At 74.8% G+C, this 25325-nt stretch carries 19 protein-coding genes; 10 read left to right on the top strand and 9 right to left on the bottom strand.

The genetic code is table 11. The features are described 5' to 3' along the window. Positions 1–4: 4 nt before the first annotated feature. From OG900_18980 to OG900_18970, 3 genes are all read right to left on the bottom strand, one after another. Entirely contained in the window at positions 5–2536 is a 2532-nt protein-coding gene (locus OG900_18980) for an aminotransferase class III-fold pyridoxal phosphate-dependent enzyme (protein WUH91989.1), read from the bottom strand. Next, on the bottom strand, positions 2533–4995 hold the full coding sequence (locus OG900_18975; GenBank protein WUH91988.1) for a hypothetical protein: 2463 nt from the start codon (positions 4993–4995) through the stop codon (positions 2533–2535). The genes OG900_18980 and OG900_18975 overlap by 4 nt, the downstream gene beginning before the upstream one ends. A 447-nt stretch (positions 4996–5442) precedes the next feature. Then, the gene (locus OG900_18970) at positions 5443–7695 is read right to left on the bottom strand and encodes an MMPL family transporter (protein WUH91987.1); all 2253 of its coding nucleotides are present in this window, start codon (positions 7693–7695) and stop codon (positions 5443–5445) included. 457 nt (positions 7696–8152) lie between these two features. On the opposite strand from OG900_18970, the gene OG900_18965 reads away from it, so the two are divergent. The 4 genes from OG900_18965 (at position 8153) to OG900_18950 (ending at position 11043) form a co-directional block, all read left to right on the top strand. After that, a complete protein-coding gene (locus OG900_18965) occupies positions 8153–8977 on the top strand; it encodes an LLM class F420-dependent oxidoreductase (GenBank protein ID WUH91986.1) in 825 nt (274 codons plus the stop codon). Next, complete coding sequence (locus OG900_18960) at positions 8977–9408, top strand: TIGR03668 family PPOX class F420-dependent oxidoreductase (GenBank protein ID WUH91985.1); 432 nt, start codon at positions 8977–8979, stop codon at positions 9406–9408. The genes OG900_18965 and OG900_18960 overlap by 1 nt, the downstream gene beginning before the upstream one ends. 233 nt (positions 9409–9641) lie before the next feature. After that, the gene (gene sigK / locus OG900_18955; GenBank protein WUH91984.1) at positions 9642–10229 is read left to right on the top strand and encodes an ECF RNA polymerase sigma factor SigK; all 588 of its coding nucleotides are present in this window, start codon (positions 9642–9644) and stop codon (positions 10227–10229) included. 64 nt (positions 10230–10293) lie between these two features. Beyond that, on the top strand, positions 10294–11043 hold the full coding sequence (locus OG900_18950) for an anti-sigma factor (GenBank protein WUH91983.1): 750 nt from the start codon (positions 10294–10296) through the stop codon (positions 11041–11043). A 19-nt stretch (positions 11044–11062) separates the two neighbouring features. On the opposite strand, the gene OG900_18945 is transcribed toward OG900_18950, so the two are convergent. After that, on the bottom strand, positions 11063–13027 hold the full coding sequence (locus tag OG900_18945) for a potassium transporter Kup (GenBank protein ID WUH91982.1): 1965 nt from the start codon (positions 13025–13027) through the stop codon (positions 11063–11065). A 203-nt stretch (positions 13028–13230) separates the two neighbouring features. Continuing rightward, the gene (locus OG900_18940; protein WUH91981.1) at positions 13231–13695 is read right to left on the bottom strand and encodes an NUDIX domain-containing protein; all 465 of its coding nucleotides are present in this window, start codon (positions 13693–13695) and stop codon (positions 13231–13233) included. 112 nt (positions 13696–13807) lie between these two features. Between OG900_18940 and OG900_18935 the strand changes: the two genes are divergently transcribed. Continuing rightward, positions 13808–14650 (top strand): AraC family transcriptional regulator, encoded by an 843-nt coding sequence (locus OG900_18935; protein WUH91980.1) that lies wholly within the window; start codon positions 13808–13810, stop codon positions 14648–14650. Here the strand turns inward: OG900_18935 and OG900_18930 are convergent. Together OG900_18930 and OG900_18925 are read right to left on the bottom strand one after the other, a co-directional pair. Further along, positions 14579–15799, bottom strand: a complete 1221-nt coding sequence (locus tag OG900_18930; GenBank protein WUH91979.1) for an MFS transporter — start codon at positions 15797–15799, stop codon at positions 14579–14581. The two genes, OG900_18935 and OG900_18930, sit on opposite strands and share 72 nt — an antisense overlap. A 432-nt stretch (positions 15800–16231) precedes the next feature. Then, positions 16232–17182, bottom strand: coding sequence for a MerR family DNA-binding transcriptional regulator (locus tag OG900_18925; protein ID WUH91978.1), 951 nt, complete (start codon positions 17180–17182; stop codon positions 16232–16234). A 110-nt stretch (positions 17183–17292) separates the two neighbouring features. Here OG900_18925 and OG900_18920 point away from each other — a divergent pair, with 110 nt between their 5' ends. After that, a complete protein-coding gene (locus tag OG900_18920) occupies positions 17293–18807 on the top strand; it encodes an alpha/beta fold hydrolase (protein WUH91977.1) in 1515 nt (504 codons plus the stop codon). A gap of 113 nt (positions 18808–18920) precedes the next feature. Continuing rightward, a complete protein-coding gene (locus OG900_18915; GenBank protein ID WUH91976.1) occupies positions 18921–20072 on the top strand; it encodes a hypothetical protein in 1152 nt (383 codons plus the stop codon). Positions 20073–20122: 50 nt separating this feature from the next. On the opposite strand, the gene OG900_18910 is transcribed toward OG900_18915, so the two are convergent. After that, a complete protein-coding gene (locus tag OG900_18910) occupies positions 20123–21142 on the bottom strand; it encodes an aldo/keto reductase (protein ID WUH91975.1) in 1020 nt (339 codons plus the stop codon). A gap of 321 nt (positions 21143–21463) precedes the next feature. Between OG900_18910 and OG900_18905 the strand changes: the two genes are divergently transcribed. Both OG900_18905 and OG900_18900 read left to right on the top strand, forming a co-directional pair. Beyond that, on the top strand, positions 21464–21661 hold the full coding sequence (locus OG900_18905; GenBank protein WUH91974.1) for a hypothetical protein: 198 nt from the start codon (positions 21464–21466) through the stop codon (positions 21659–21661). 53 nt (positions 21662–21714) lie between these two features. Then, positions 21715–21972, top strand: a complete 258-nt coding sequence (locus tag OG900_18900; protein ID WUH91973.1) for a WhiB family transcriptional regulator — start codon at positions 21715–21717, stop codon at positions 21970–21972. 61 nt (positions 21973–22033) lie between these two features. Here OG900_18900 and OG900_18895 read toward each other — a convergent pair whose 3' ends face one another. Next, positions 22034–25072, bottom strand: coding sequence for a VCBS repeat-containing protein (locus OG900_18895; GenBank protein WUH91972.1), 3039 nt, complete (start codon positions 25070–25072; stop codon positions 22034–22036). Between OG900_18895 and OG900_18890 the strand changes: the two genes are divergently transcribed. After that, positions 25059–25229 carry a hypothetical protein gene (locus OG900_18890; GenBank protein ID WUH91971.1) on the top strand — a complete coding sequence of 57 codons (171 nt, stop codon included), beginning with the start codon at positions 25059–25061 and terminating at the stop codon, positions 25227–25229. The genes OG900_18895 and OG900_18890 overlap by 14 nt on opposite strands. Positions 25230–25325 lie beyond the last annotated feature (96 nt).

Below are 25325 nucleotides of genomic sequence, written 5' to 3'. Positions count from 1 at the left end.
CTCCTCACGGGTGGGTGGTGGTACGGGCCGGGGCCCGGCGCGCTTCGAGGCCCGCGTGCAGGCCCAGTTCGCGGCATACGGCGTCGGCGGCGGCCACGAAGCGGTCGGCCTCGCCGCGGTCCAGCACCAGCGGGGGCTGGATACGCAGCATCCGGCCGTGGTTGGCGGTCACGAAGGTGAGGATCCGGTGGTCGCGGGCCAGCGCGTGCACGAAGCGCAGGCACATCAGGTCGCCGAGCGTGGCCTCCAGGGCGCCGCCGGCCTCGCTGATCGCGTCGCGCACGTCGTCGGGCATCCAGTCCGCGAGCGCGTGCAGGTCGCCCGGGAGCCTGGTGAGCAGCTCGTCGGCCAGCGCGCGGGCGGCGCCGGAGAAGTCGCCGTCGAATTCGATGGCGTTCATCAGGCCGATCCCGCGCACCTCGCGGATGAAGTCGTAGCGGCCGGCCAGTTCCCGCAGCCCCGCGCGCAGGTGGGCGCCCAGCTCGGCGGCGCGCGCCGGGAGCTTCTCCGCCTCCAGCGCGTCGAGGGTGGCAAGGCCCGCCGCGGCGGCGAAGTTGCCGCCGCCGAAGGTGGAGGAGTGCAGCATCGCCCGGTTGCTGCTGCCGTAGGCCGCGTCCCACAGCTCGGAGCGCGACAGCGTGACGGCGATCGGCACCATGCCGCCGGACAGCGACTTGGCCACGCACAGCACGTCCGGCTCCAGCCCGTCGTGCTCGGCGGCGAACATCGCGCCGGTGCGGCCGAGCCCGGTCTGGATCTCGTCCAGCACGAAGGCCGCCCCGGCCCGCCGGCACAGCTCCTGCGCCGCCTTCAGATAGCCGGGCGGCGGCAGGACGACACCGCCCTCGCCCTGCACCGGCTCCACGATGAAGGCGGCGGCCCCGTCGATCGCCGCGGCCAGCGCCCCGGTGTCGCCGTAGGGGACCGCGACGCATTCGGGCAGCAGCGGGCCGAAGGGGGCGCGGTGCGTGTCGCGGCCGGTGACCGACAGGGCCCCGAGCGTCTTGCCGTGGTAGCTGTTGTGCGTGTAAATGAGCCGCTGCCGCCCGGTGCCCGCGCGGGCCAGCTTCAGCGCGGCCTCCACCGCCTCGGCGCCGGAGTTGCTGAAGAAGGCCCGGTCCAGGCCCGGCGGGGCGACGGCCGACAGGCGCTCGGCGAGTTCGGCGGTCTGGGCGGGCATCGACACGTACTGCACGAAGGTGGGGGCCCCGCCGTCCAGGAAGCCGCGCAGCGCCCGGGTCACCGCCGGGTGGTTGTGGCCGAGGTTGAGGCAGCCGTAGCCGGCCACGAAGTCGAGGTAGGGGACGCCGTCCGCGGTGGTCAGGGTGCAGCCGCTCGCCTCGGTGAAGACCCGGTCCATGTGGTGGGCGGCGAAGAGCTTGGCCATCGGCGGGTTGACGTGCGCGCGGAAGCGCCACTTGGTGGCGGCGGTGACGTCCGCGGCGCCCGCCCGTGCGGTGTGCGAAGCGGTGTGGTGCACCGCCAGCCGGGCGATGTCGCCGTCGGCGAGCGGCCGGCCGAAGGACGCGAGCGGCGAGGGGCGGAAGCCGTGCCGGCCGGCGATCTCGCCGATGTCGCGGACCGTGCCGATGTCGAGGTCGCGGCCCAGCGAGCAGGACGCGGCACGCCCTTCGAGGGCCAGCACCATGGTCTCGGCGAGGCAGCCGTTGAGCTGCTGGCTCGGGCCCGGAAGCGAGCCGTCGCCGAAGGTGACCTCGTCCGTGGCCGTGACCAGGCCGCCGTCGATGACCAGCACGTCGTGCCCGGCCCGCGGCGCGGTGGGCACGTCGCGCGGCAGCGCCACGTCGACGACGATCGACCCCGGGTGCAGCCGGGCGGTGTCCACCACCCCGCCGGTGGAGGACGCGGTCACGTACAGCCGCGGCCCGTCGTAGCAGTCGCCGATGTCGTCGTGCAGCGCCACCCTCGCGCGCTGCGCCGGTTCGAGGTGCCGCAGCAGCGCCTCGGGCGCGCGGTTGCCGCGGCGGGCCACCAGGTCGAGCGGGAAGCCGTCGGCGAGCAGCAGCCGGGTCATCGCCAGGCCGATGGAGCCCGGGTAGCCGACCACCACGATCCGGGTGCTGTCCACCGGCAGGTCGAGCAGCGTCACGCAGGTGCGCACCGCGTGGTGTGCCGCGTAGGTGGTCAGCGAATTGCCGCTGGTGACGGGGGTGCCGGTCCGCTCGGCCGTCCACAGCCCGCGGTCGCCGACGATGGACGTGGCACCCCCGAGGCCGACGATGTCCGCGCCGGCCTCGCGCAGCGCCAGCACCTCGGCGGCGACCACCTCCTTGGCGGTGCCGGGCAGCCGCAGCAGATCGCCGGCCGTGTACGGCAGGTACCTCACGTCGCCGGTGCAGCGCGCACCGGTCGCCGACGTCACCGACGACAGCAGCGGCAGCCGCAGGTGGTGGCGCGGCGCGTCCTCCCTCACGGTGCCGCGCTGGTCCTCCAGCAGCCGGCTGACCAGGTCCATGCCGCGGACCTGGTTGCGGTGGCCCGAACTGGTCGGGTGGGCCAGGAATCCGAATTTCACCGTGTGCTCCTACGGGGTGCCCGGCGGTTCGTGCCGCCCATGGCGAGGGCCAGATCGGAGAGCTGGTCGCGCTGCCAGCCGAGGGAGGACAGCAGGCTCAGGCCGTCGCCCTCGTTGTTGTGCGCGAGCAGGACGGAGTAGAGGTTGACGGTCGCCGGGCGGGTCAGCTGGTCGCGCAGCGCGTCGGGGTCCACGCCGGTGAGGCGGCGGCGGTTGACGGTCACCGGGCCGAAGGACTGCTCCCGCTCCTCGTCGAGCAGGTGCAGGATGCGGGTCTGGCGGGCGGCGGCGGCGCCCGCCCGGCCCTCGCGGTAGGTGCGGATGACGGAGTGGCCGCCGTCGACCAGCCGGAAGACGCTGATGTTGCGGGCCGGGCGGCGGCCGTCCAGGCAGATGTGCTCGACCAGGGTCGGCACCATGTCGGGGACCAGCGCGGCGGCGCCGTCCCCGACGAAGGCCAGCACATTGTCCTCGCGGGTCAGCGCCAGCGCGGGCACCGCGGACAGGGCGTCGCCCATCAGGGCCCTGCCGTACCAGCCGGAGAAGCCGGGGCCGGTCCTCGGCAGGTTGCGGATCGCGGACAGGCCGCCGCGGCCCACGTCGTAGACCCCGGTGTAGGTGTAGCCCTGCCGGGTGATCAGGTCGTCCAGGACGGCCGCGAGGCGGTGGAAGAAGTAGTTGGCGCTCATCGGCGTGACGGGCAGCAGGTGCAGCACGTCCGACGGGCTGTCGGCGGTGCGCGCGATGGCGGCCCGCCGCTCGGCCCGCAGCGGCTCGGGCACCGCCAGCCGGCGCCGCACCTCGCGCAGGAAGTCCGCGTTCTCGGCGTGCACGGGGTGGTCGGCGAAGGGGGCCAGGTGCGCGGCCTCCCTGGTGACCTGCACGATCCGCAGCATCCGGTGCAGCGTGCGGGCCGCGAAGGGCGTGGCGGCCTCGGCGATCCGGCTGCCCAGGAAGAAGAGGGCCTGCCGGTCGCGGCCGCGCAGCCGGCCGCCTTCGTGCAGGAAGTCGTGCACGCGGGCGGAGTAGCCGTACATGCCCAGCGTGCCCAGGTACTCCTCGACGCGGCGGCCCTCGTGGTGGCCGGCGACCGTGCCGGGCCGGGTGAGGGAGTCGGCCAGGGCGATACCGGCCGCGGCGGCTATCTCGTGGACCATGCCGCGCTGCTCCGCGTCGACGGCGCCGCACTGCCACAGCACATGCGCGGGGCCGTTGTTGACGAGGTCCATGACGGGCGCCAGCGCGTCCTCGGTGACCGCCGCCCGCGGCCTCGCGGCGGCCGGCCGCGGCCGCGGTGCCGATCCGGCCGGGACCCGCAGCACCTCGGGGGTGGCCAGCAGCACCACCGGGCCGCGGCCCTGCCCGTACGCCTCGAAGGCCGCGGCCAGGTCCTCGTCCAGCCGGTCGGGGTCGTCCAGGTAGAAGTACGGCAGGCGGCGGGCCCGCAGCACCTCGCGGGAGTCCTCGGCGGCGTGCACGGTGCCCTGGAAGGGAAACCAGGCGCTCTCCGGGGAGTCGGCGAGGACGATGAAGCCGCGGGCCCCGGCCTCCCTGAGGTTGGCCAGGGTGCCGCGGAATTCGTCCACCATGCCGCTGGTCGCCACGATCAGCGCGGGCGCGGCGTCCAGCTGCCAGCGGGCCAGCGCGCCGCAGGCCAGGCTGTGTTCGCTGGGGCCGCGCAGCACCGGGTTGCCGGGCCCGGCGACGAGATCCTCCAGGTCGCCGATCAGCCCGCTGACGGCGGAGCCGGTGTAGTAGTGCAGCCCCCAGGCGCCGCCTGCCTCGCCGTGCAGGAAGCCGGCCAGCGCGCCCGCCAGCGCCGACGTCGTGGCCCGGGAGGCGGCGCGCAGCGCGGCGCTCTGCCTGAGCTGGAGCACGTCGGTGAGGCAGCACACGACGTCGCCGGCCAGCACCCAGTCCTGCTCGGGCAGCAGGCGGTGGGTGAAGGGCGAGGCCACGTGCACGGTGTCGGGCACGGCCGCCTCGTAGACCACCACGGAGCAGCCGGACGGCTCGAAGACCGCCGCCCCCTCCAGGTCGGTGCCCAGCTGGTCGAGGGCCGAGCGGAGTTCGCGGTCCATCGGGGCCGCGCTGACGCCGGCCGCGGCGGCGTCGATCAGCAGCAGTGCCACAACCGGTGTGCCGCCCGGGTGCTGCCGGAGCGTGCGGCCGAGATCGGCCAGCGAATCGGCCTTGACCAGCAGGAATCCGGCGTCGGGCAGCACCGCGTCCAGGAAGCGGCGGGACCGGTCGAGCACCTGCCCGTAGGCCGGTGCGTCGAGGGGCGGCCCGGCCTCCCCGGGGTCCTCGTCGGGGCCCTCGTCGTGCAGGAGCCGGCCGGAGTCCCTGACCAGGTCCCGCAGCGCGGTCGTGACGGTCTGATGGAACGACGGCCGCTTCCCCACCGCCGCGACCAGGAAAGGTGCGGACCGGCCCCCCGCGTCCTCTTGCGTGCTCAAGACGAGCTCCTCTTGCGTGTTCCGTCGGCTCATCGACACCCGGACTTCGCTGTCCAACGGGGCAGTATGTCCTGCGCGGACTGCAGAGGTTCTGTACGTCTTCTGCACGATCGGTGGGACCGGCCCGGACCCGTCCGGACCTGCGCGGACGCGCTCGCGCGGGCGGAATCCGGAGGCGCGCCCCCGGGCGGGTGCCACTTGCGGTTGGCGGTCACCTTTCCCGCCTCGTCGGCGGGGCGCTCCGTTCTCCCCCAGGGCTTCGCCTGGGGGTACCCCCACGCGCCCCTGAAAAACGCTCACTCTCCAGCGCAGAGCCCAGCCCCTGCCAGGGGCGAACGCCTGGGCGTAGGAGACGCAGGCCAAAAGGGGCGCGGGGAACTGCGCGACAAGCCACGACGCAGCGTCGTGTGGAGACGGGCAGCCACCGCCCCGACCGCGCGGCCAGGGTCAGGACTCGGTCAGCCCGACCTTGCGGTGGAGCCGCCTGAGCGGCCCCGGAGCCCACCAGTTGTGCCGCCCGAGCAGCCGCATCAGGGCCGGCACCAGCAGACCGCGGACGAGCGTGGCGTCCACGACCACCGCCAGCGCCAGGCCGGCGCCCAGCAGTTTCAGGATGCTCAGCTGCGAGGTGGCGAGCGCGCCGAGCACGGTCGCGACGACCAGCGCGGCGGCGGTGATCAGCCGGCCGGTGCGTTCGAGGCCGAAGGCGACGGCGCGGGTGGTGTCGCCGGTGGCCAGGTATTCCTCCCGGATCCGGGACAGCAGGAAGACGCTGTAGTCCATGGACAGGCCGAAGGCGACGCAGAACATCAGTATCGGCACGGTCACTTCGAGCCGCCCGGTGCTCACGAAGTCGCCGACGAGCCACTTGAGGTGGCCGTCCTGGAAGACGTAGACCATCGCGCCGAAGGACGCGGTGAGGCTCAGGACGTTCAGCACCAGCTGCTTGAGCGGGATGACGACGCTGCCGGAGAAGAGGAAGAGCAGGATCAGCATGCTGGCGGCGATCACGCCGCCCGCCCACGGGAGCCGCCGCGCCAGCACGTCCTTGGTGTCCACCTGGGTGGCCGCGGAGCCGCCCACCAGCACCGGCCCGAGGGCGGGCGCGGGCACCGCGCGGACGTCGCGCGCGTGCCGCTCGCCGGCCGCCGAGGACGGGTCGGTGTCGGAGAGCACCGACAGCCAGGTGCCCTCGCCCCGCGGGGCGAGGTAGCCGGCGGCGGCGGGGGCGACCTGGCGGCCGGCGCTGAAGCCGCCCGCGGCGGAGTCCACCCGTACGGTGTGCGGCACCCGGGACAGCCGCTGCGCGTAGGCGGCCAGCGAGCCGCTCTGCGCGGCCGCGTCCAGGTCGGGCAGCACCACCACGTCGGGCGACGTCTGCGCCTCGCGGAACTGGTCGCGCAGCACGTTCGCGGCGACCTGCGCGTCGCTGTGCCGGGGCAGGACGCGGTCGTCCATCAGCGCGAACCTGGCCTGCAGGAAGGGCAGCGCCAGCGCCACCAGGACCACCGCCACCGCACCGCCGACGGCCACCGGGCGGCGCATCACCACCATCGCGGTGCGGTGCCACACGCCCTGCTCGGGCTCCCGCGCGCCGGGCAGCCGGCGGCGGATCGGCGCGAAGACGTCCCACCGGTCGATGCGGTGCCCGATCACGGCCAGCATCGGCGGCAGCACGACCAGCGCGGCCAGCGCGGCGAGGACCACGACCAGCACACCCGCGTAGGCGAGCGACCGAAGGAAATACAGCGGGAAGACCAGCAGCGCCGCCATCGACAGCGCCACCGTCAGCGCGGAGAAGAGCACGGTGCGCCCGGCGGTGCGCAGCGCGGCCGCGATCGCCTCCGTCACCTCGCGGCCCGCCGCCAATTCCTCGCGGTAGCGGCTGATGATGAACAGGCTGTAGTCGACGGCGAGTCCGAAGCCGAGCGCGGTCGTGATGTTGAGCGCGAAGACCGACACCGACGTGACCTGGGCGAGCCCGGCGAGCATCGCGTAGGTGACGAGGACGGCGGCGACGCCGACCAGCACCGGCAGCAGCGCCGCGAGCAGCGAGCCGAAGGCGGCCAGCAGGATCAGCAGCGTGAGCGGCGCCGCCAGCAGCTCGGCCCTGGTGAGGTCCTTGGAACTCTGGTCCTCCGCCTCGGAGTTGACCTGCGAGAGCCCGGTGATCCTGACGTCGAGCGGCCCGTGCGCGCCTTGCAGGGCGGGCGCGAGGTCGTGCGCCCGGTGGTAGGCGGCGTCCTCGTCCCCCGCCAGCTTGACCAGGACCAGCGCGGTGCGGCCGTCCCGGGAGCGCAGCGTGGGGTCCCCGGTGGACCAGTACGACCGGGCGTAGACGACGCCCTCGGCGCGGGCGGACTGCTCGGTGAGCGCCTGCCCGGCCCGCCGCGCCGCACCGTCCGAGACGCCGCCCGGTGCGCGGGCGACCAGGATCAGGTCGGGGGCCCCGGCGTGGAAGCGCTGCGCCAGCAGCCGGTCCGCGGACACCGACTCGGCCGACCGCGGTGTGTACCCGCCGCTCGACAGCATCCCCTCGACCCCGCCGCCGGCGACGGCCGCCACGACCGCGACCAGCCCGACGAGCAGCAGCGCGAGCCGCCGCCGCCCGACCAGCAAGCGGGCCAGCCGGGCCAGCCGCCCGGTGGCGGGCGCCACCCGACTGCCCGTCTCTGGCGGGACCTGAGCTGTTGCGGACATGGGGAAATCCTCCCGTGAGGCCTGCCGTAGGGGCCGCTGCCGGCCGCGCGGTGCCATGCGGCGCCGCCGATCGCGCCGCGCGCCGCGACGCCGGATCCGGCCCGTACCGTCGGCGCCGCGCCCCGCCACAACCCCGTTGCCGCCCCGATTGTGGCCCAGCCCCCGGCACGGCACCACGTCCACCACACCCGCCGCGCCCGCCCCGGGCCCGCCACCAGCGCCGCAGCGCCGGCAGGGCGGACCGCAGTTGACCGCCGACCCGGTCCGGCGGGCCCCGGGGCCCGCCCGCGGAACCGGCTTTCGGGCCCCGGCGGACGGGTCGGGCCGTGACCGGCGTGCCCCCTGGCGGGGCCGTACCGGCGGCGCGGACAATGGCGGGCAGGCCGCGCGACGTGCCCTGACGGCGTGGTTGGGCCGGCGGGGAGCGGGAAGCGGGAAGCAGCGACGACGGAGCCGTATGGAATTCGGGATCTCGACCTTCATCACCGACCGGAGCATCCGGCCGGCCCCGCTCGGACGGGCCCTGGAAGAGCGCGGGTTCGACTCGCTCTTCATCGCCGAGCACAGCCACATCCCGGTCGAGCGCCGCTCGCCCTACCCCGGCGGCGGCGACCTGCCCGACATGTACTACCGCACGCTGGACCCGTTCGTGGCGCTGACCGCGGTGGCCACGGTCACCGAGCGGCTGCTGGTGGGCACGGGCGTCGCGCTGGTCTCGCAGCGCGACCCGATCCACACCGCGAAGGAGGTCGCCTCGCTCGACCTGATCTCCGAGGGCCGGGCCGTCTTCGGCGTCGGCGTCGGCTGGAACCGCGAGGAGATGGCCGACCACGGCACGGACGCCTCGACCCGCGGGCGGCTCGTCGACGAGCGGCTGCGCGCGATCATCGAGCTGTGGACGCAGGAGAAGGCCGAATTCCACGGCGAATTCGTCGACTTCGACCCCGCCTACGCCTGGCCCAAGCCGGTGCGCAAGCCGCACCCGCCGATCTACGTGGGCGGCGGCAAGGGCGCCTTCCCCCGGGTGGCGGAACTGGGCGACGCCTGGCTGGCCAACAGCCTGCCGCCCGAGGCGCTGGGCCCGATGATCGAGCAGATGCGCGCCACGGCCGGCCGCGAGGTCCCGGTCACGGTCTACGCCATTCCCGACGACCCCGCGATGATCGAGGCCTACGCGGCGCTCGGCGTGGAGCGCGTGCTCTTCTACCTGCCGTCCGATCCGGAAGCCGCCGCGCTCGCGCACCTCGACCGCTTCGCCGGGGTCGCGGCCCGCTTCCGCTGATGCCGTCGCTGACGGGGGCCGAGGCGCGCGACCGCTTCGCCGCGGCCCGCGTCGCGCGGCTGGCCACCGCCGACGCCGAGGGGCTGCCGCACCTGGTGCCCGTGGTGTTCGCGGTGACCGGCGAGTCGCTGGTCATGGCCGTCGACCACAAGCCGAAGACGTCGACCCGCCTCAAGCGGCTGGCCAACATCCGCGCCAACCCGGCGGTCTGCCTGCTCGCCGACGACTACGACGAGGACTGGTCCCGGCTGTGGTGGTCCCGCGCCGACGGCCGGGCCCGCGTACTCCCGCCCGCCGCCGAGTCCGCGGACGCCGCGCGCTACGCCGCCCTGCTCACCGCCAGATACCCGCGCCAGTACGCCGGGCGGCCCCCGTCCGGCCCGGTCGTCGAGGTCACCGTCACCGCGTGGAGCGGCTGGCGGGCGACGTAACGAGGGGCGTGGTCCGTCAACCCGGGGGGACGACGGACCAATCCGCGGGCCGCGCGGCGCCGAACACCGGGTGTGAGCGAATCGCGGCACCGCCGTCCAGCGCCCCGGGCCCGGTCCGTGCGCGGGCTGCAGGGCGCCGCCGCGATCCGGCCGGGGCGGCCCGCCCGGTGGCCGTCACCGGCGGGCCCGTGCCGCCGTTCCCGCTGTGGGCGACTGCCCGTCAGGAGGTGCCCATGCGCGTCGCAGCACGCGACGACCAGCTTCCCGAGCCCCGTTCCGGGGCCCTGGAGTCCTTGCTCGACCGCGTCTCCCGGGGCGACCAGCAGGCCTTCGAGCGGCTCTACAACGCCGTCGCCGGCTCCGTGGTCGGCCTGGCGCGGCGGGTGCTGCGCGACCCGGCGCAGTCCGAGGAGGTCGCCCAGGAGGTGATGATCGAGGTGTGGCGGTGCGCGGCGCGGTTCGACGCGCGGCAGGGCAGCGCCATGGCCTGGATCATGACGCTGACGCACCGCCGCGCGGTGGACCGGGTCCGCTCCTCGCAGGCCTCCGCCGACCGCGACCACCGCGCCGGGCTGCGCGAGCACACCCCGGCCTTCGACGAGGTCAGCGAGCAGGTGGAGCGCCGCCTTGAGCGCGAGCAGGTGCGGCGCTGCATGGCACAGCTGACCGACCTCCAGCACGAGTCGGTCACCCTGGCCTACTACCGCGGCTTCACCTACCAGGAGACCGCCGACCTGCTCGGCGTGGCCCTGGGCACGGCCAAGACCCGGCTGCGCGACGGGCTGATCCGGCTGCGCGACTGCATGGGGGTGGGTTCATGACGGGCGGCGACCCGCACACCGGTACGGCCGGGACCCGGCCGCGCGACTGCATGGGGTTGGGTTCATGACGGGCGGCGACCTGCACACGCTGACCGGCGCCTACGCCGTCGGGGCGGTCACCGGGCCCGAGGCGGACCTCTTCCGCGGCCACCTGCGGGACTGCGAGGCGTGCGCCCAGGAGGTGCGCGAACTGCGCGAGACCGCCGCCAGGTTGGCCATGGCGGTGGCCGAACAGCCTCCCGCGGGGCTCCGCGAGCGCGTCATGTCGGCCATCCCCGAGGTCAGGCAACTGCCCCCGGACGTCCCCGACGCGGTGGTCCTCGCCCCCGCACGGCGCGGCTGGCGGCAGCGGCTGCCGGTGCTCGCCGCCGCCGCGTGCCTGGCCGGCGCCGTCGCCGCCACCGCGGTGGCCGTCCAGGCCCGGCAGGAGGCCGGCGCCGAGCGGGTCCGTACGGCGGGCGTCGAGCGGCAGGCGGCCGCGGTCGGCGCCCTGGTCGCCGTGCCCGACGCCACCTTCCGCACCGCCGCCCTCACCACGGGCGGCACCGCGACGGTGGTGGCCTCGGCCCGGCTGCGGCAGGCCGCCGTCCTCTACCGCGGCCTGCCCGCCCTGCCCGATGCGCGGGTGTACGAGCTGTGGTACCGCCGCGGCGGGGTGATGGTGCCCGCCGGGCTGCTCGACCGGGGCCGGACCGCCGGCGCCGCCCTGCTGGACGGAGCGCCCGCGGGGGCCGACGGCGTCGGCATCACCGCGGAGCCCCGCGGCGGTTCGGCGGCGCCGAGCGGTGCCCCCCTGGCGCTGCTCCCGCTCTGAGCGGCGCCGCCCGGAGGCGTCAGACCTCGATGTCCGAGCCCATGACGACCGTGCGGTCGCGCGGCAGGCCGAAGTGCGCGGCGGCGTCGGCCGTGATGTAGGACGTGGCGATGAAAAGGCGTTTGCGCCACGGCGGCAGCGCGGTCGCCTTCCCCCGGCGCAGCTCGATCTTCGACAGGAAGTACGACGCCCGGTCGACCTCCAGCGGCCCCTCGGTCCTCGCCGGGTCCAGCATCGCCAGCGCGCCGGGCACGTCGGGCGTCTCCATGTAGCCGTAGCGGGCCGTCACGTGGATGATCCCGTCGTCCGTGTAGCCGAGGTCGTCGATGAGGATCCGCTCGGCGGGCGGCACGCGGGGCACCGGCCTGGTCTCGATGGACAGGATGACCACCTGGTCGTGCCGCACGTGGTTGTGCTCCACGTTGGCCCGCATGGCGAGCGGCGTGGTGTGCTTGTCCCGGTTGAGGAAGACGGCCGTGCCCGGGACCTGGACCACCCTGTCGTCGTGCTGCAGCCCGTCGACGAACTCGCGCAGCGAGCCCTCCCGCCGTGACCGCTCATCGGTGACCATCGTGCGCCCGCGCTGCCAGGTGGTCATGACGGTGAAGGCGGTGAGCCCGATCAGCAGCGGCAGCCAGGCGCCGTGCACGAGCTTGGTCAGGTTGGCGGCCACGAACAGCAGGTCCACCAGCAGCAGTACGGACGCCCCCGAGACCACCAGCCACAGCGACGTGCCCCACCGCGTCCGCGCGACGTAGAAGAAGAGCAGCGTGGTGATGGTGATGGTGCCGGTGACCGACATGCCGTAGGCGAAGGCCAGTGCCGTGGAGGTGCGGAAGGCGAAGATCAGGGTGAGGACCGAGCCCAGCAGCAGCCAGTTGATCCAGGGCACGTAGATCTGGCCGATGGTGGACTCGGAGGTGTGTGCGATGCGCAGCCTCGGCAGATAGCCGAGCTGGGCGGCCTGCGACGTCACCGAGTAGGCGCCGGTGATCACCGCCTGGGAGGCGATCACTGTGGCCGCCGTGGCCAGGACGACCACCGGCAGCCGGCCCCAGTGGGGCACGAGCAGGAAGAAGGGGCTGTCGACATTGCCCTGGTCGGCCAGGACCAGCGCGCCCTGGCCGAAGTAGCTCAGGATGCAGGCGGGGAAGACCAGGAAGAGCCACGCGCGGGTGATCGACTTGCGGCCGAAGTGCCCCATGTCGGCGTAGAGCGCCTCGGCGCCCGTGACGGCCAGGACGACCGCGGCCAGCGCGAAGAAGGCCGTACCGAAGTGGCCGGCCAGGAAGCCCACGGCGTAGGTCGGCGACAGCGCCCTGAGGATGCGCGGGTGGTCGGCGACGCCGGAGATGCCGCAGGCGCCGATCACCGTGAACCACAGGATCATCACCGGCCCGAACACCCGGCCCACCGCGGCGGTTCCCTTGCTCTGGACCAGGAAGAGCACCACGATGATCACCGCGGTGATGGGCACGACGGCGCTGTCCAGCGACGGCTGGACGACCTTGATCCCCTCGACCGCGGACAGCACCGAGATCGCCGGGGTGATCATGCTGTCGCCGAAGAAGAGCGACGCGCCGAAGATCCCCAGCGCCGCCAGCGCGGCGGCGGTCCGCCGTCCCCGCTTCGACTTGCCGGGCCGCAGCAGCGTGATCAGGGCCATGATGCCGCCCTCGCCGTCGTTGTCCGCGCGCATCGCCAGCAGCACGTAGGTGACCGACACGATGATCGTGACCGACCAGAAGATGAGCGACACGATGCCGTAGACGTTGCGCTCCGAGACCGCGATGGGGTGCGGGTCGTCCGGGTTGAACACGGTCTGCATGGTGTAGAGCGGGCCGGTCCCGAGGTCGCCGAAGACCACGCCGAGCGCCCCGATCACCATCGCCGGCCGCGCCGCCTCCCACGCGCCGCCGCCCGCTCCCCGGCCCCCCGGCACCGGGCTCTCGCCGGACGCGTCCTCCTGCCGACGATCGGCCATGACAGTCCTCTCCGCGGGTCTTCGCCGCCCGGTCAGCGCACTCCCGGACGATATCCCGTTACCCGCGTCCCCCCTCGGCACGCGTCGGTCCGGGGCGTCGTAGGCGGCGCTCACCCCGGTGGGCCCGGCACCTGAAGGCGAGCGTGCGTGACGCCCGCAACCGGGGGCCGGCCCGCAGGGCTGATCGCCGGTCCGACACGGCGTCAGGTCCGCGCCGCCAGGCGGTCAAGGAAGGCCGCCTGCGCCTCGACGACGACGCCGCGCGCCGCGTCGAGCCCGAACCACGCCGCCCGGTCCAGCTCGGGGAATTCGGCGGTGCGGCCCGAGCCGCGCGGCCATTCCATGGTGAAGGTGCCCGGCACCATGTCCGCCGGATCGAGGTCGCCCTCCACCGCCCATACGGTCACGTGCTTGCCCCCGGACTGCACCACCTCGCCGAGCGGCAGCGGCACGCCCTCCGGCGCGGGCAGCCCCAACTCCTCGCGGAATTCACGCCGCGCCGCGTCCCAGGGCTCCTCGCCGCCCTCGTACTCGCCCTTCGGCACCGTCCACGCCCCGGCGTCCTTGCGCGCCCAGAAGGGCCCGCCCATGTGGCCGAGCAGCACCTCCACCCCGGAGTCGGTACGGCGGAAGAGGAGCAGGCCCGCGCTGCGCTTGATGTCAGCCATGAGGCCAGTCTCGCCGCGGGAAGGGTACGGGCGCGAGCACCGCGGGGCCGCCGCGCCCACCCCTCCGCCCGTGCCGCGGAATAGCGCGCGCGGCCCGAGCGCTTGCCGCTGCATGGAGCTGGCGGAAGGCACGCCCGCGCCCGGCAGCGGCGCGGGCGTCATGCCGACGTGGGACATGGTGGGCGTGACGGTCCGCCGGCTGGCACCCGGCGAGAAGCTGGACGGGGCGGACGGCGCGATCTGGGCGCTGGTCCTGGACGGCGACGCGCGGCTGGAGACCGCGGCGGGCGCCGAGGAGCTGCACGCGGGGGACGCCTTCCACGTGGGCGCCGCGAGCGCCTACCGGCTTATCGCGCCGACCGGGGCCGAGGTCGCGGTGAGCGGGCTGCGGGCCGTCCCGCCGCTGCCGAGCCCGCTGGTGGCGCGGGACTTCGCGGAGAGCAACCGCGGCATCGTCGAGCTGGTGCGGATCTGCCCGCTCGACCCGCGCAACAGCCGGCCGCTCTTCGCCGCAAGTTACGGCGGGCTGATCCAGGCCGCGATGGTGCAGGCCGCCGCCGACAGCGCCCGGCAGGACGCCGACCCGCGGCTCACCGCACTGGTGTCGGCGCTCGACGCGCACCCCGGGCGCCCCTGGACGGTGGAGAGCATGGCCCGGGTCGCGCACCTGTCCCGCTCGTCGCTGGGCGAGCGCTTCCGCCGCGACTTCGGCCGCAGCCCCGCGCAGGTGCTCCGCGAGGTGCGCATGCGGCACGCCCGCGAACTCCTCGCCGGGACGGACCGGCCGGTCGAGCGCATCGCCTTCACCGTGGGATACGGCTCGGCGGCCGCCTTCAGCCGGGCCTTCTCCGCCCACCACGGCAGCTCCCCGCAGGCCTGGCGCTCACGGCCTGCGGCCGCTCAGCACCCCGAAGCCGACGCTCCCGGCCAGCGCGGCGACGGTCCCGACGACTAGCGCCGCCCGCACCCCGCCGCCGTCGACCACGGCCCCGCCGATCGCCGACCCGGCCGTGATGGCCACCTGGAAGGCCGTCACCTGCAACGACAGCGCCGACTCGACTCGCCCCGGCTCGGCGCGGGTCACCCACAACTGGGTGGCGACCGGCACCATGTTGAAGCCGAAGCCCCAGACCACGATGGCCGCGGTCGCGGCGGGAAGGCCGGGTGCCGTCGCCAGCGCCAGCAGGCTCGCGCCCAGCAGGGCGGGCGCGGCGACCACGGCGACCCCGAGGCGGCGGGCGAGCGCGCCGGCCGCGAGGTTGCCCGCCAGGCCGCCCACACCCCAGCCGAGCAGCAGCCAGACCGTACTGCCCGCGGTGACCCGCTCGATCGCGAGCCGGATGTACGGGTAGGCGGCGAAATTGCCGAAGGCCACCAGCGCGATGCAGCCCACCCCGGCCATCAGCCGCCGGTTGGCCAGCGCCTGCCGGAGCATGCCGAGCCCCGATCCGGGCTGGGCGGGCACCGGCGGCACGGTCGTCGCCACCGCGACCAGCGCCAGGGCGGTCAGCCCGGCGGCCGCCCAGAAGACCGGCCGCCAGCCCACCGCGTCACCGAGGACCGAGGAGAGCGGCACGCCGATGATGGTGGCCGCGCTGACCCCCAGCGCCAGGCTCGTGGACACGACATGGTCCCGCCCCGGCGCCGCGTGCGTCCCCGCCCCGAGCGCGAACGACCAGAATCCGGCGATGGCGGCGCCCAGCAGCAGCCGGCCCACGAGCAGCAGCGGGAAGTTCGGGGTCACCGCCACCACCGCGTTGGACAGCACGGCCACCGCGAGCAGACCGACCAGCACGGTCCTGCGGTCCGTACGCGGCAGCAGCACGGCGATCGTCGGAGCGGTCACCGCGCCCGCGACCGCGGTCGCCGCGACGGCCAGCCCCGCGGTCCCCTCGCTGACACCGATGTCCGACGCCATGGCCGGCAGCACGCTCGCCGGCAGGAACTCACCGGCCACCAGCGCCGCGATCCCCAGCGTGAGCGCCGCGACAGGCGCCCACGCCGCGGCCCCGGCACCCCCGCTCTCCACGGCCGGCCCGCCCTCGACACCACCGCCGGCCGCCGCCACGGACTGCGGACCGGTCACATACCCCTCAGAGGTCATGAGCCCAGTCTCATCCGCCCGGCCCGCGCGGGGTTGATCGTCCGGCCGCTCTCCTTGATGCCGACGCCGGACCGGTTCCGCGGGCCGGCCCGCCGTCCCGTCAGGCCGTCGCCCCGGTGGTCACCACGGGCCGCCGGGAAGGGAATTCGGCCCGCTCCTACTTGCGCCAGTAATGCGGGCCGCCCATCAGGACCACGAAGGTGGCGACGCAGATGCCGATCACCAGCAGTGAGAAGCCGATCGTCTCCAGTGCTCTCATGCTCAGGTCGTCCTCTCCTGGGCGCGGCTTCGCTGCACGCGTCACCGCGCGGCCGCTCGGGGCCTTCCTTCCACCGTCTCACGGGCCCGTGCGCCCGGCAGGTCGTGCCTCGGCAGGCGGGATCGGGTCTCGCGGACCGGACGGCGGGGCGGGGCGGCGGGTCGGCCGCCGGGTCAGTGCGGCGCGAGAGCGGTGGTGAGCCAGGTGTGGGCGGCTCCCGGGGTGGGCTGGGCGGGGCCGGTGATGCGGGCGACGAGGTCCCAGTAGTGGTCGATGCGGGGGTCGGCCGCCAGGACGGAGCCCAGGCCGCGGCGGAAGGCGGCCGTGTCGGGGACCCGCTGGGAGGTCGCGTATGCCGCGACGAAGCAGTCGAGCGCCTCACCCGCGTGCGGGGGGCGGCCGGCGCGCAGATGGGGCGCCGCCAGTTCGTAGGCCTCCTCCAGGCCCTCGTAGAGCACGCCGGGCCGGTGCCCCGTGTCCGGGCCGTGGGCGGCGGGCTGGCCGCTGCCGGTGCGGCCCGTGCAGTCGGCGGAGACGAAGGCGTGCAGCCGGGCGAAAGCGAGTGCCTGCTCGGGCGTCGGGTCGTCGGGGGGCTGCGGGACGGCCAGCTCGACGACGCGTACGACGATCCGCTGCGGCATCCGCGGGGGCAGCCAGCGCCGCCAGAAGCGCGCCATCGCGACGGTGCTGGGCGGCGCCGCGGTCGCGCACACCGCGCCGAGCAGCCGCAGGCGCTCGGCCCGCTCCCCGGGGCCGCAGTCGTGCAGCAGCCGCAGCGCCGTCTCCTGCCAGCGCAGCGCGGCCAGCCGCGAGCCGACCTCGCGCAGGCGGCCCGCGACGGCGTCCTCCAGCGCGCCGCCGGCCGGGACCGCGTCCAGCACGCCGCCGTCCGCCCCGTCCTCGCGCAGGACGCGCGCGATGGCGGGGACGCCGAGTCCGAGCGCGCGCAGCGACCGGATGGTGCCCAGCCGGTCCAGCGCCCCGGGGCCGTATCTGCGGTGCCCGCCCGCGCTGCGGTGGGCCTCGGGCAGCAGGCCGCGGTCGGAGTAGAACCGCACGGTCTTGACGCTGACGCCGCCGCGCTCGGCCAGCTCGCCGATGCTCCACAGGTGGTCGGGTGGCATGGCTTGAACCTCCCTCAGGGGGAGTTCCTACGTTACCGGCGGACCGGGCGGCGGACCGCCGTCCGGGCGTGCGCGCGCAAGGCGCGGACGGGGCGTGGGAGGAGGCGGAGATGGCGGCTGGTACGGCGTTCGTCCTGGTGCCGGGGCTGCACACCGGCGGATGGATCTGGCAGGAGGTGGCCGGGCGGCTGCGGGAGGCGGGCGCGGAGGCGTACTGCCTGACGCTCAGCGGCATGGGCGAACGGGAAGGGGGCGCGGGCGCGGACCTTGAGTCGCACATCGCGGACGTGCTGCGGGCGGTGCGGGAGACCGGCGCGCGCGAGGTCGTGCTGGTCGGCCACTGCTACGGCGTCCACCCGGTGGTCGGCGCGGCGGACCGGCTGCCGGACCGGGTCGCGCGGATCGTCCTGGTCGACACCCCGATGCCGCAGGACGGGGACCCGCCGGCCGCGCTCGTACCGGAGCAGGCCCTGCGCGAGGAGGCGCTGCGGCGGATCGGGGGGCCGGGAGCCGAAGGGGTGTCGGCGCCGCCGTCGGAGGAGGGGTGGCGCGGGCGCGGCAGTTTCGAGGGGCTCGGCCCGGCAGGGGCGGAACGCCTGGTGCGGCAGGCCGTGCCGCAGCCGTGGGCGACGCTGGCGCAGCCGCTGCGGTTGAACGGCTCCGCGGGCGCGTCCGGCACGGTGCCGGTGACCGGCGTGCTGTGCGCCGCGAACGGGTCGAGCCTCGCGATGGTCGAGAGGGCGCTCGCCCTCGGCGACCCCCGGCTCGCCTACCTCGCCGCCCCGCACGTGAGTTACCTGGAAATGGCCACCGGGCACTGGCCGATGCTGTCGGAACCGGACGCGACGGCCCGGGTCCTGCTGCGCGCCGCGGCGGGCGAGGGGGCCGCCGCGCGCGGGCCGTCGGCGGCCGAACCGCCCGCGCACCTGCGGCCGTTCCTCATCGACGTGCCGGAGCGCCCGCGCGAGCGGGTGGGCCGGGTGGACCTCCACCTGCCCGACGGGGACGGGCCCGGCCCCGCGGTGGTGCTCGTGCACGGCGGGCCCGTCCCCGAGGGGGCGCGGCCCACACCGCGCGACTGGCCGGCCCTGGTCGGCTACGCCCGCCTCCTGGCGGACCTCGGCGCGGTCGGCGCCACGGTGGACCACCGGCTGCACGGCCTGTCCGACTTCGAGCGGGCGGCGCGGGACGTACGGGACGCGGTCGCGCTGGTGCGGGCGCACCCGCGGGTCGACGCCGAGCGGGTGGCGCTGTGGTTCCTGTCGGTGGGCGGGCTGATCGCGGCGGACTGGCTCGCGGCGCCGCCGCCCTGGCTGCGGTGCCTCGCGCTGTCGTATCCGCTGCTTGCGCCGCTGCCGGGGTGGGGGGTGGGGCCGCGCTTCCGGCCCGCGGAGGCGGTGCGCGGCGCGGGGCGGCTGCCGGTCGTGCTGACCCGGGTGGGCCGCGAGCGCCCCGAGTTCGCCGCGACGGTGGGGGACTTCCTGGCGGCCGCGCACACCGCGGGGGTGGACGTCAGGGTCGTCGACGTGCCGTCGGCGGAGCACGGCTTCGAGACGCGGGACGACTCCGAGGAGGCCCGCGAGGCCGTCGGCGTCGCGGCCCGCGCGGTCCTCTCCCGCCTGTGAACGTACGGCAGTCGCGCGGACGGCTGCCCGCGGACCGGAAGTAACGCCTCCGGGGGCGTGCCGCGTCGATGAGAAGGGAGGAGGACCGCTCCTCCGCGAAGGGAGATTCCAACGTGTCGTTCCAACGCAGGGCAGCGCAGATCCTCGCCGCCACGGGAGCCGTGACGCTGGCCGTGAGCGGCCCGGCCGTGGCAGCGGCGGCGGGCAGCGGTACGTGGGCGGAGACGTCCACCGGCCCCGTCTCGGTGATGAGCGTGGCGCAGCCGACGCCGTCGGTCACCTGGGCCGCCGGCGCTCAGGTCCTGACGGACCCGGACGACGCGACCACCGGATTCACCCCCACGCTCTACGAGCGCGACCTCGCGAAGGGCGACACCTGGCGGCAGTTGCCGCTCAAGGGTGCCGGCGCGTGGGACAGCAGGATCAACGACATCGCCACGAATTCCGACGGCTCGGCCTTCTTCGTCGGCGACCAGGGAGCGGACACCCAGGGAGTCCTGGTCGGCCGCTACGCCGCCGGCTCGTGGAAGCTGACGGCCGACAGGACGCTGCCCGCCGGCACGGTCAGCGCCAGCCTGCTGTCGGTGAGTTCGCTCTCAGGACAGGACGCCTGGGCGGTGGGCGAGGGCTACGCGCAGGACACCTGGGCCCAAGTCCCCGTCGTCCAGCACTGGGACGGGCAGAAGTGGCGGAACGTGCGGATTCCGGGGTCGGACAACTGGGGCCTCTACCAGGTCGACGAGGTCGCACCGGACGACGTCTGGGTGGTCGGCGCGGACTACGACAGCGGCCAGTCCCTCGTCGTGCACTGGGACGGGCAGCAGTGGACGCGGACCGCGACCCCCGCCTTCCCCGACTCCTCGGTCCTCTTCGACATCGCCGCGCGCACGCCCGACGACGTGTGGGCGGTGGGATGGTCCCGCGACACCGACAAGCAGCGGCCCGCGGGTCTTGCCCTCCACTGGAACGGCACCTCGTGGGCCCAGGTGCCCCTGCCCGCGGGCACCTTCGCCCTGCAGGCGCTGACCCTGCGCCCGCACGGCGGCCTCGCCGTCGTCGGCGGCAACGACGACGCGGCGGTCGGCCTCGCCTGGACCCCCGCCGCGGGCTGGAAGTCCCTCGGCCTGCCCGAGAACGACCCCCGACTCCCGCTGGGCGTCTCCGCCGTGGCCGCCTCGGGCAGCCACCTCACCGTCGGCGGCTGGCACTACGTCTCCAGCGACAACGGCGACTCCTTCGCCTCGGGCGCCATCCTGACCCGCTGACGCCCTACGGGGCCCGCCCGGCCGGGCGGGCCCCGGAAGGCCCGTTCAGGTCAGGCCCTCCCGTCGACCCTCGCCGACGCGTCGCCGAAGACCCACGGGCCGGTCTGGTCGATGAAGTCGGTGGGGAAGCCCGCGGTGAAGTCCACCGCCGCCTCCAGGCGTTCGACCGCCTCCGCGGGCAGCGCGACGTCGAGGGCGCCGAGGTTGTCCTTGAGCTGCTCCACGCTCCGGGCGCCGATGATCGGGTGGACGGCACGGGACCGGGCGCGGGTCCAGGCGATGGCCACCTGCGACGCGGTGACCCCCAGCTCGCCCGCGACCTCCTGCACGGCCCGCGCCGCGGCCAGTTCGCGCTCGCCGAGCGACTCGGGCGCGACCCGGGTGGCCCCGCCGGGTCCGCCGGGCCGGGTGAACTTGCCCGAGAGCACCCCGCCGGCCAGCGGCCCCCAGGCGGCCACGCTCATCCCGAACGCCTCGGCCATGGGCAGCAGTTCGCGCTCGCTGTCGCGGTTGAGCAGGCTGTAGGGGACCTGGAGGCCCGCGAAGGGCGTCCAACCGCGCCACTCGGCAAGGGTGTTGGCGCGGGAGACGACCCATGCGGGGGCGTCGGAGATGCCCACGTAGAGGATCTTCCCGGTGCGCACGGCGTCGTCCAGGGCCCGCATCGTCTCCTCGACCGGGGTGTGCCGGTCCCACAGGTGCACCCAGTAGAGGTCGATGTAGTCGGTGCGGAGCCGCCGCAGGCTCGTCTCCAGCGACAGGGTGAGGTTCTTGCGGTGGTTGCCCGCGGCGTTCGGGTCGCTGCCGTCCCGGGAGACGGTGTATTTCGTGGCCAGCACGAAGCGGTCGCGGCGGCCTTCGAGCAGCTCCCCCAGGATGGCCTCGCTCTCCCCGCCCCGGTAGTTGATCGCCGTGTCGACCACATTCCCGCCGGCGTCGGCGTACGCGTCGAGCATGCGCCCGCACTCCTCCGGCGGCGCCCCCACGCCGCCCTGCTCACCGAAGGTCATCGCACCCAGGAACAACTCCGAGACACGCAACCCGGTCTGGCCCAGCAGCCGGTACCGCACAGTCGATCTCCCCTTCGTCCGCACCGCGTCCGCGAACCGACGCCGCATCCGCTACGCGTCCGATGGTGCGGCCCCGAGCGCCTCCCTGTCCAAGAACCCCCGTCATAGCCAACGGTTATGCACTTCCGTACGGACCCGGGCCTTGCCGGGCGGTCCGGCGGCGACGGCGTCCCGGCACCCCCTTTGAGCACGGCGTTCGCGCCGCCGGACCGGCCGGCGAAGGGCCCCCGGCCGCACTCCGGGCGGGGGCGGCCGTCGTGGGCGGGAGAGTTGGTGCGGATTCTTTCGCTTTGATTTCCGTTCAGCGGTCAGGAGGTCACCATGACGCATTTCAGGATGACCACACAGAGCAGTCACCCGTGGGCTGCCGGCGCGTCTGTCGGCCACCCGCACAAGCACGCACGAGACGGGCGCCCCGGGCACCATGCCGCGGCCTCGATGTCCCTGGGGCGCATCGTCCTGCTGTCCGCGGCGGTTCTGATCGTCTTCGCCGCCGCGCTCGTCGTCGTGTTCGGCTGAGGACGTGCCCCCCGGGGCCCGAGACGAAAGGCCGATCGAGCGATGGAGGAACGATGACCCCCGACTGGCAGAACCGCGCCGCGTGCCGTGACGAGGACCCCGAGCTGTTCTTCCCCGTCGGCAATTCCGGCCCCGCGCTTCTGAAGATCGAGGAAGCCAAGACCGTCTGCCGCAGGTGCCCCGTCATGGGCGAGTGCCGCGAGTGGGCGCTGGAGACCGGGCAGGACTCCGGTGTCTGGGGCGGACTCAGCGAGGACGAACGCCGCACGATGAGGCGCCGCGCCCAGCGCGCCCGCGCCCGTCGTGACTAGCCGTCAGCCCCAGGCGTCCGGCCTGGGGCTGACGCGGTGAGCGCGGCGGGCAGGGGCGCGGTCAGTAGAGGCCGACGTAGGAGTTGAAGCCCGAGCCGATCTGCACCCGGGCACCGCTGAAGACGCCCGACGCCGTGCCGTCGTAGCGCCACAGGCGGCCCGCGGAGTCACGGGCGACGAGGTCGTTGTTGCCGTCGTGGCTCAGGTCGCCGAAGCCGACGATCGTGTTGTACATCGTCCAGCCCGCGCCGATCTTCACCCGGGTCGTGAAGCCGCCCTGCTTGTTGCCGCTGTAGCGCCACATCACACCCGAGCCGTCCACGGCGACCAGGTCCCCGGCGCCGTCACCGGTGAGGTCGCCCGTCGCGACCAGCTTGGTGTACGTGTTCCAGCCGCCGCCGATCCGCACCCGGGACGTGAGGGACGACTTCCCGGTGCCGGCGTAGAACCACAGCACTCCCGCGGCGTCGCGGGCGACGAGGTCGTCGTGCCCGTCCCCGTTGAGGTCGCCGGTGGACAGCAGCGTGTTGTAGATGTTCCAGCCGCCGCCGATGCGGACGCGCTTGACGTCGGCTTCCCCGGTGTTGAAGTACGCCTGGCCCAAGCCGAGGTAGGCGGTGAGGACACCGGACGGGTCGCGCGCCAGCAGGTCGCCCGTGCCGTCGCCGTTGATGTCGCCGAAGGGGACCAGCGCGGAGGTGTCACCCGGGCCCGTGCCGGGAATCCAGTCGTCGGTGTATCCGCCGTCGACCAGGCCGCCCGTCGCGGTGGCGCCCCACCAGTGGCCTTCGTAGCCGCCGTAGGGGCCGTGCCTGACGCCGAGCATGGCCTGCTGGCCGTCGCAGTCGTAGCTGCGGAAGCGCAGCGCCCCGCAGAAGACCACGAGCGTGCCGGACGCGCCCTGGACGGCGGTGGCGGCGCCGCCGGCGGTCGCGGTGAGCTTCCACTTGTACGGGCCGCTCAGCGCCAGGGCGCCGCTTGCGAGGTGGCCGCCCCACTGCACGCTCACGATCTCGTGCGCCGGGCCGCCGTTGAAGGTGGCGGCGGTCTTGCCGGTGGCGGCGTCGCTGATGGTCAGCTGCCAGCCGTCCACCGGACGGTCGAGGGTGATGTAGGCGTTGAAGACGCCCGTGCTGCTGGACCTCGGGTAGACCTGCTGCTGGCCGGTCGGCGCGGTCGCGGTCAGCGGGGAGGCCGGCACGCCGGGCGCGAGCACGTGCACGGTGCGGTCGGCCGCGACGTAGGCGACGTCCGAGCCGTGGCGGTCGACGGCGAAGGTGATGCCGCGGTCGTCGGTGAGCCCGGAGTCGGGCAGGTCGGCGAGCCTGACGGGAGCTGCCGCCGTGCCCGAGTGGAAGTCGGTCATGACCAGCCGGCCCGCGGCGGCGTCGTGCTGCACCAGGTAGCCGTCGCCGAGCAGCGCCCGCCCCGGGGGCACGGCGATCTTCCGCCCGGAGGCGAGGTCGTAGACGCCCGCGTGGCCGGTGGTCCCGCAGGACCAGTAGAGCCAGTGCTGGGAGACCTGGAGTTCGGTCGGGCGGCACGCGACCCCGGTCGCGATGCTGCGGACGGCCTTGGTCGGGTAGGAGGTCAGGTCGAAGGCGTTGACCGTACCCGCGGCCCCGGTCGTCGACGCCTGCCAGAAGGTGTTGTCCCACAGGGCGGCGCCGGTGACCGGTCCCCGCGCGCTGACCTCCCGCTGGCCGGTCTGGACCACGTACTGCGTCGTCGCGCTCTCGACCACCTGGTAGTCGAGCGAGGCGTCCACGATCCGCCCGCCCTCGAAGGGCAGCGGGACGGTCATCGTGCTGGTGGCGCCGTCGATCTCGCTGTGGATCCGGCTGTCGGGGCCGGGCCCGTCGGCCATCAGGAAGGACGTCCCGTACCAGTTGCCGTCGACGGTGCGCACGCAGCTCTTGCCGGCCTCGCAGGGCAGCGCGGTGGCCGGCAGGGTCGCGGGGTACGACCCGCCGAAGCGGCCCGAGCCGGTGTCCGTGCCCGCTGCGATCGGGTAGTTGTGCAGGGCCAGGTGCGCCTGCTGGGCGCCGGCGGCCGGGATGTTCTCGATGTGCCGCAGGAATCCGTTGGCCAGCGAGAGCCCCGCGTTGGTCGACGGCAGGGGCGGCAGGTCGAGCACGGTGGTGTCGGCCAGCGCGCCGCCCGCCGCGGCCTGGTAGCGGTGCACCCCCGACACGGTGGCGTCCGCCCCGCCGACGGAGAGCACCGAGCCGTCGGAGGCCGCGGCCGGCGCCCCGAGGTCGGCACCCATCACGGTCGTCGCGTCGCCGCCGCCGAAGGGGTGGTCGACCAGGGGCTTGGGGGCCGGCGCGGCGAGGGACTGCGTCTCGACGGTCAGCAGGTGGTCGCCGACCGGCAGGAAGGTGTACGACGCCAGGTCGGGGATGGTCACCGAGGCGGGCGTCATGGAGGCGGCGGAGCCGTCCAGGACGGCGCTCTGCGGCAGCATCTTGACCACCGTCGCGACGTGCGTGGTGTCGCGCAGCACCCAGGCGACGTCCGAGGGCGTGAGGAGCACCCGCGTGGCGCCGCTCATCCCCGGTACGGGGACGGCCGCGCCGGTGTCGAGGTCCACCAGGGCGTACTGCGTCGCCGCCCCCGTGCGGGCCTGGTACTGCACGATCCCGTGCCGATCGCCGTCCGTCGTGCCGTTCGTCGGGGTGGCCGAGATCAGCGCGCCGTCGGGCAGGCCGGTGACCGGCACAGGGGTGACGCCGCCGTCCGCCCCCAGGTCCAGCACCTCCAGCTGCCCGGGACCCGCCGAGCTCACCGGCTTGAACGCCAGCGCCCTGGTCCCGTTCTCCGCCAGATCCGCGACGGTCCACCCGGCGGGGATCGGGTAAGTGGTCGGCGAGTCGTGGTCGGGCGCCGCGACCCGGAGCACACCCGCGTTGACGTCCAGCCAGAAGAGGGCGTCGCCGCCCGCCGACACGAAACTCGCGCCCGGAAGCCCGGCCAGGGCCGGCAGCGTACGGTCGGCGCCGGTGGCATAGCCCGTCCACACCACGCCGGCCACCCCCTGCCGCTGGTGCAGGAAGCCGCTGACCCCGGCGGCCAGCACGCGGTCGGTGGCCGGAACCATCGTGTCGTTCGGCGGGATCACGGCGACCTCGGAAGGCCCCGACGCGGCAGGACTGTCGGCCGTCGCCGGCGCGGACGACAAGGCGGTGGCGACGGCAAGGGCGACACATCCGGCCAACAAGGCTCTGGACGCGGCGCGGGCACGCGAATTCATGTGAGTCTCCCCCCCGGAAGCATGGTGAGCGCGACATTAGCACCGCCCTGACGCCATATCACCCGCGCTACACCGGCCGTAAGGTCGCGGTGCGTGCTCG

This window comes from Streptomyces sp. NBC_00433 (assembly GCA_036015235.1).
Taxonomy (GTDB): Bacteria; Actinomycetota; Actinomycetes; order Streptomycetales; family Streptomycetaceae; genus Actinacidiphila.
The sequence above is the reverse complement of the archived record's forward strand: the minus strand, read 5'-3'. Positions and strand labels throughout refer to the sequence as shown.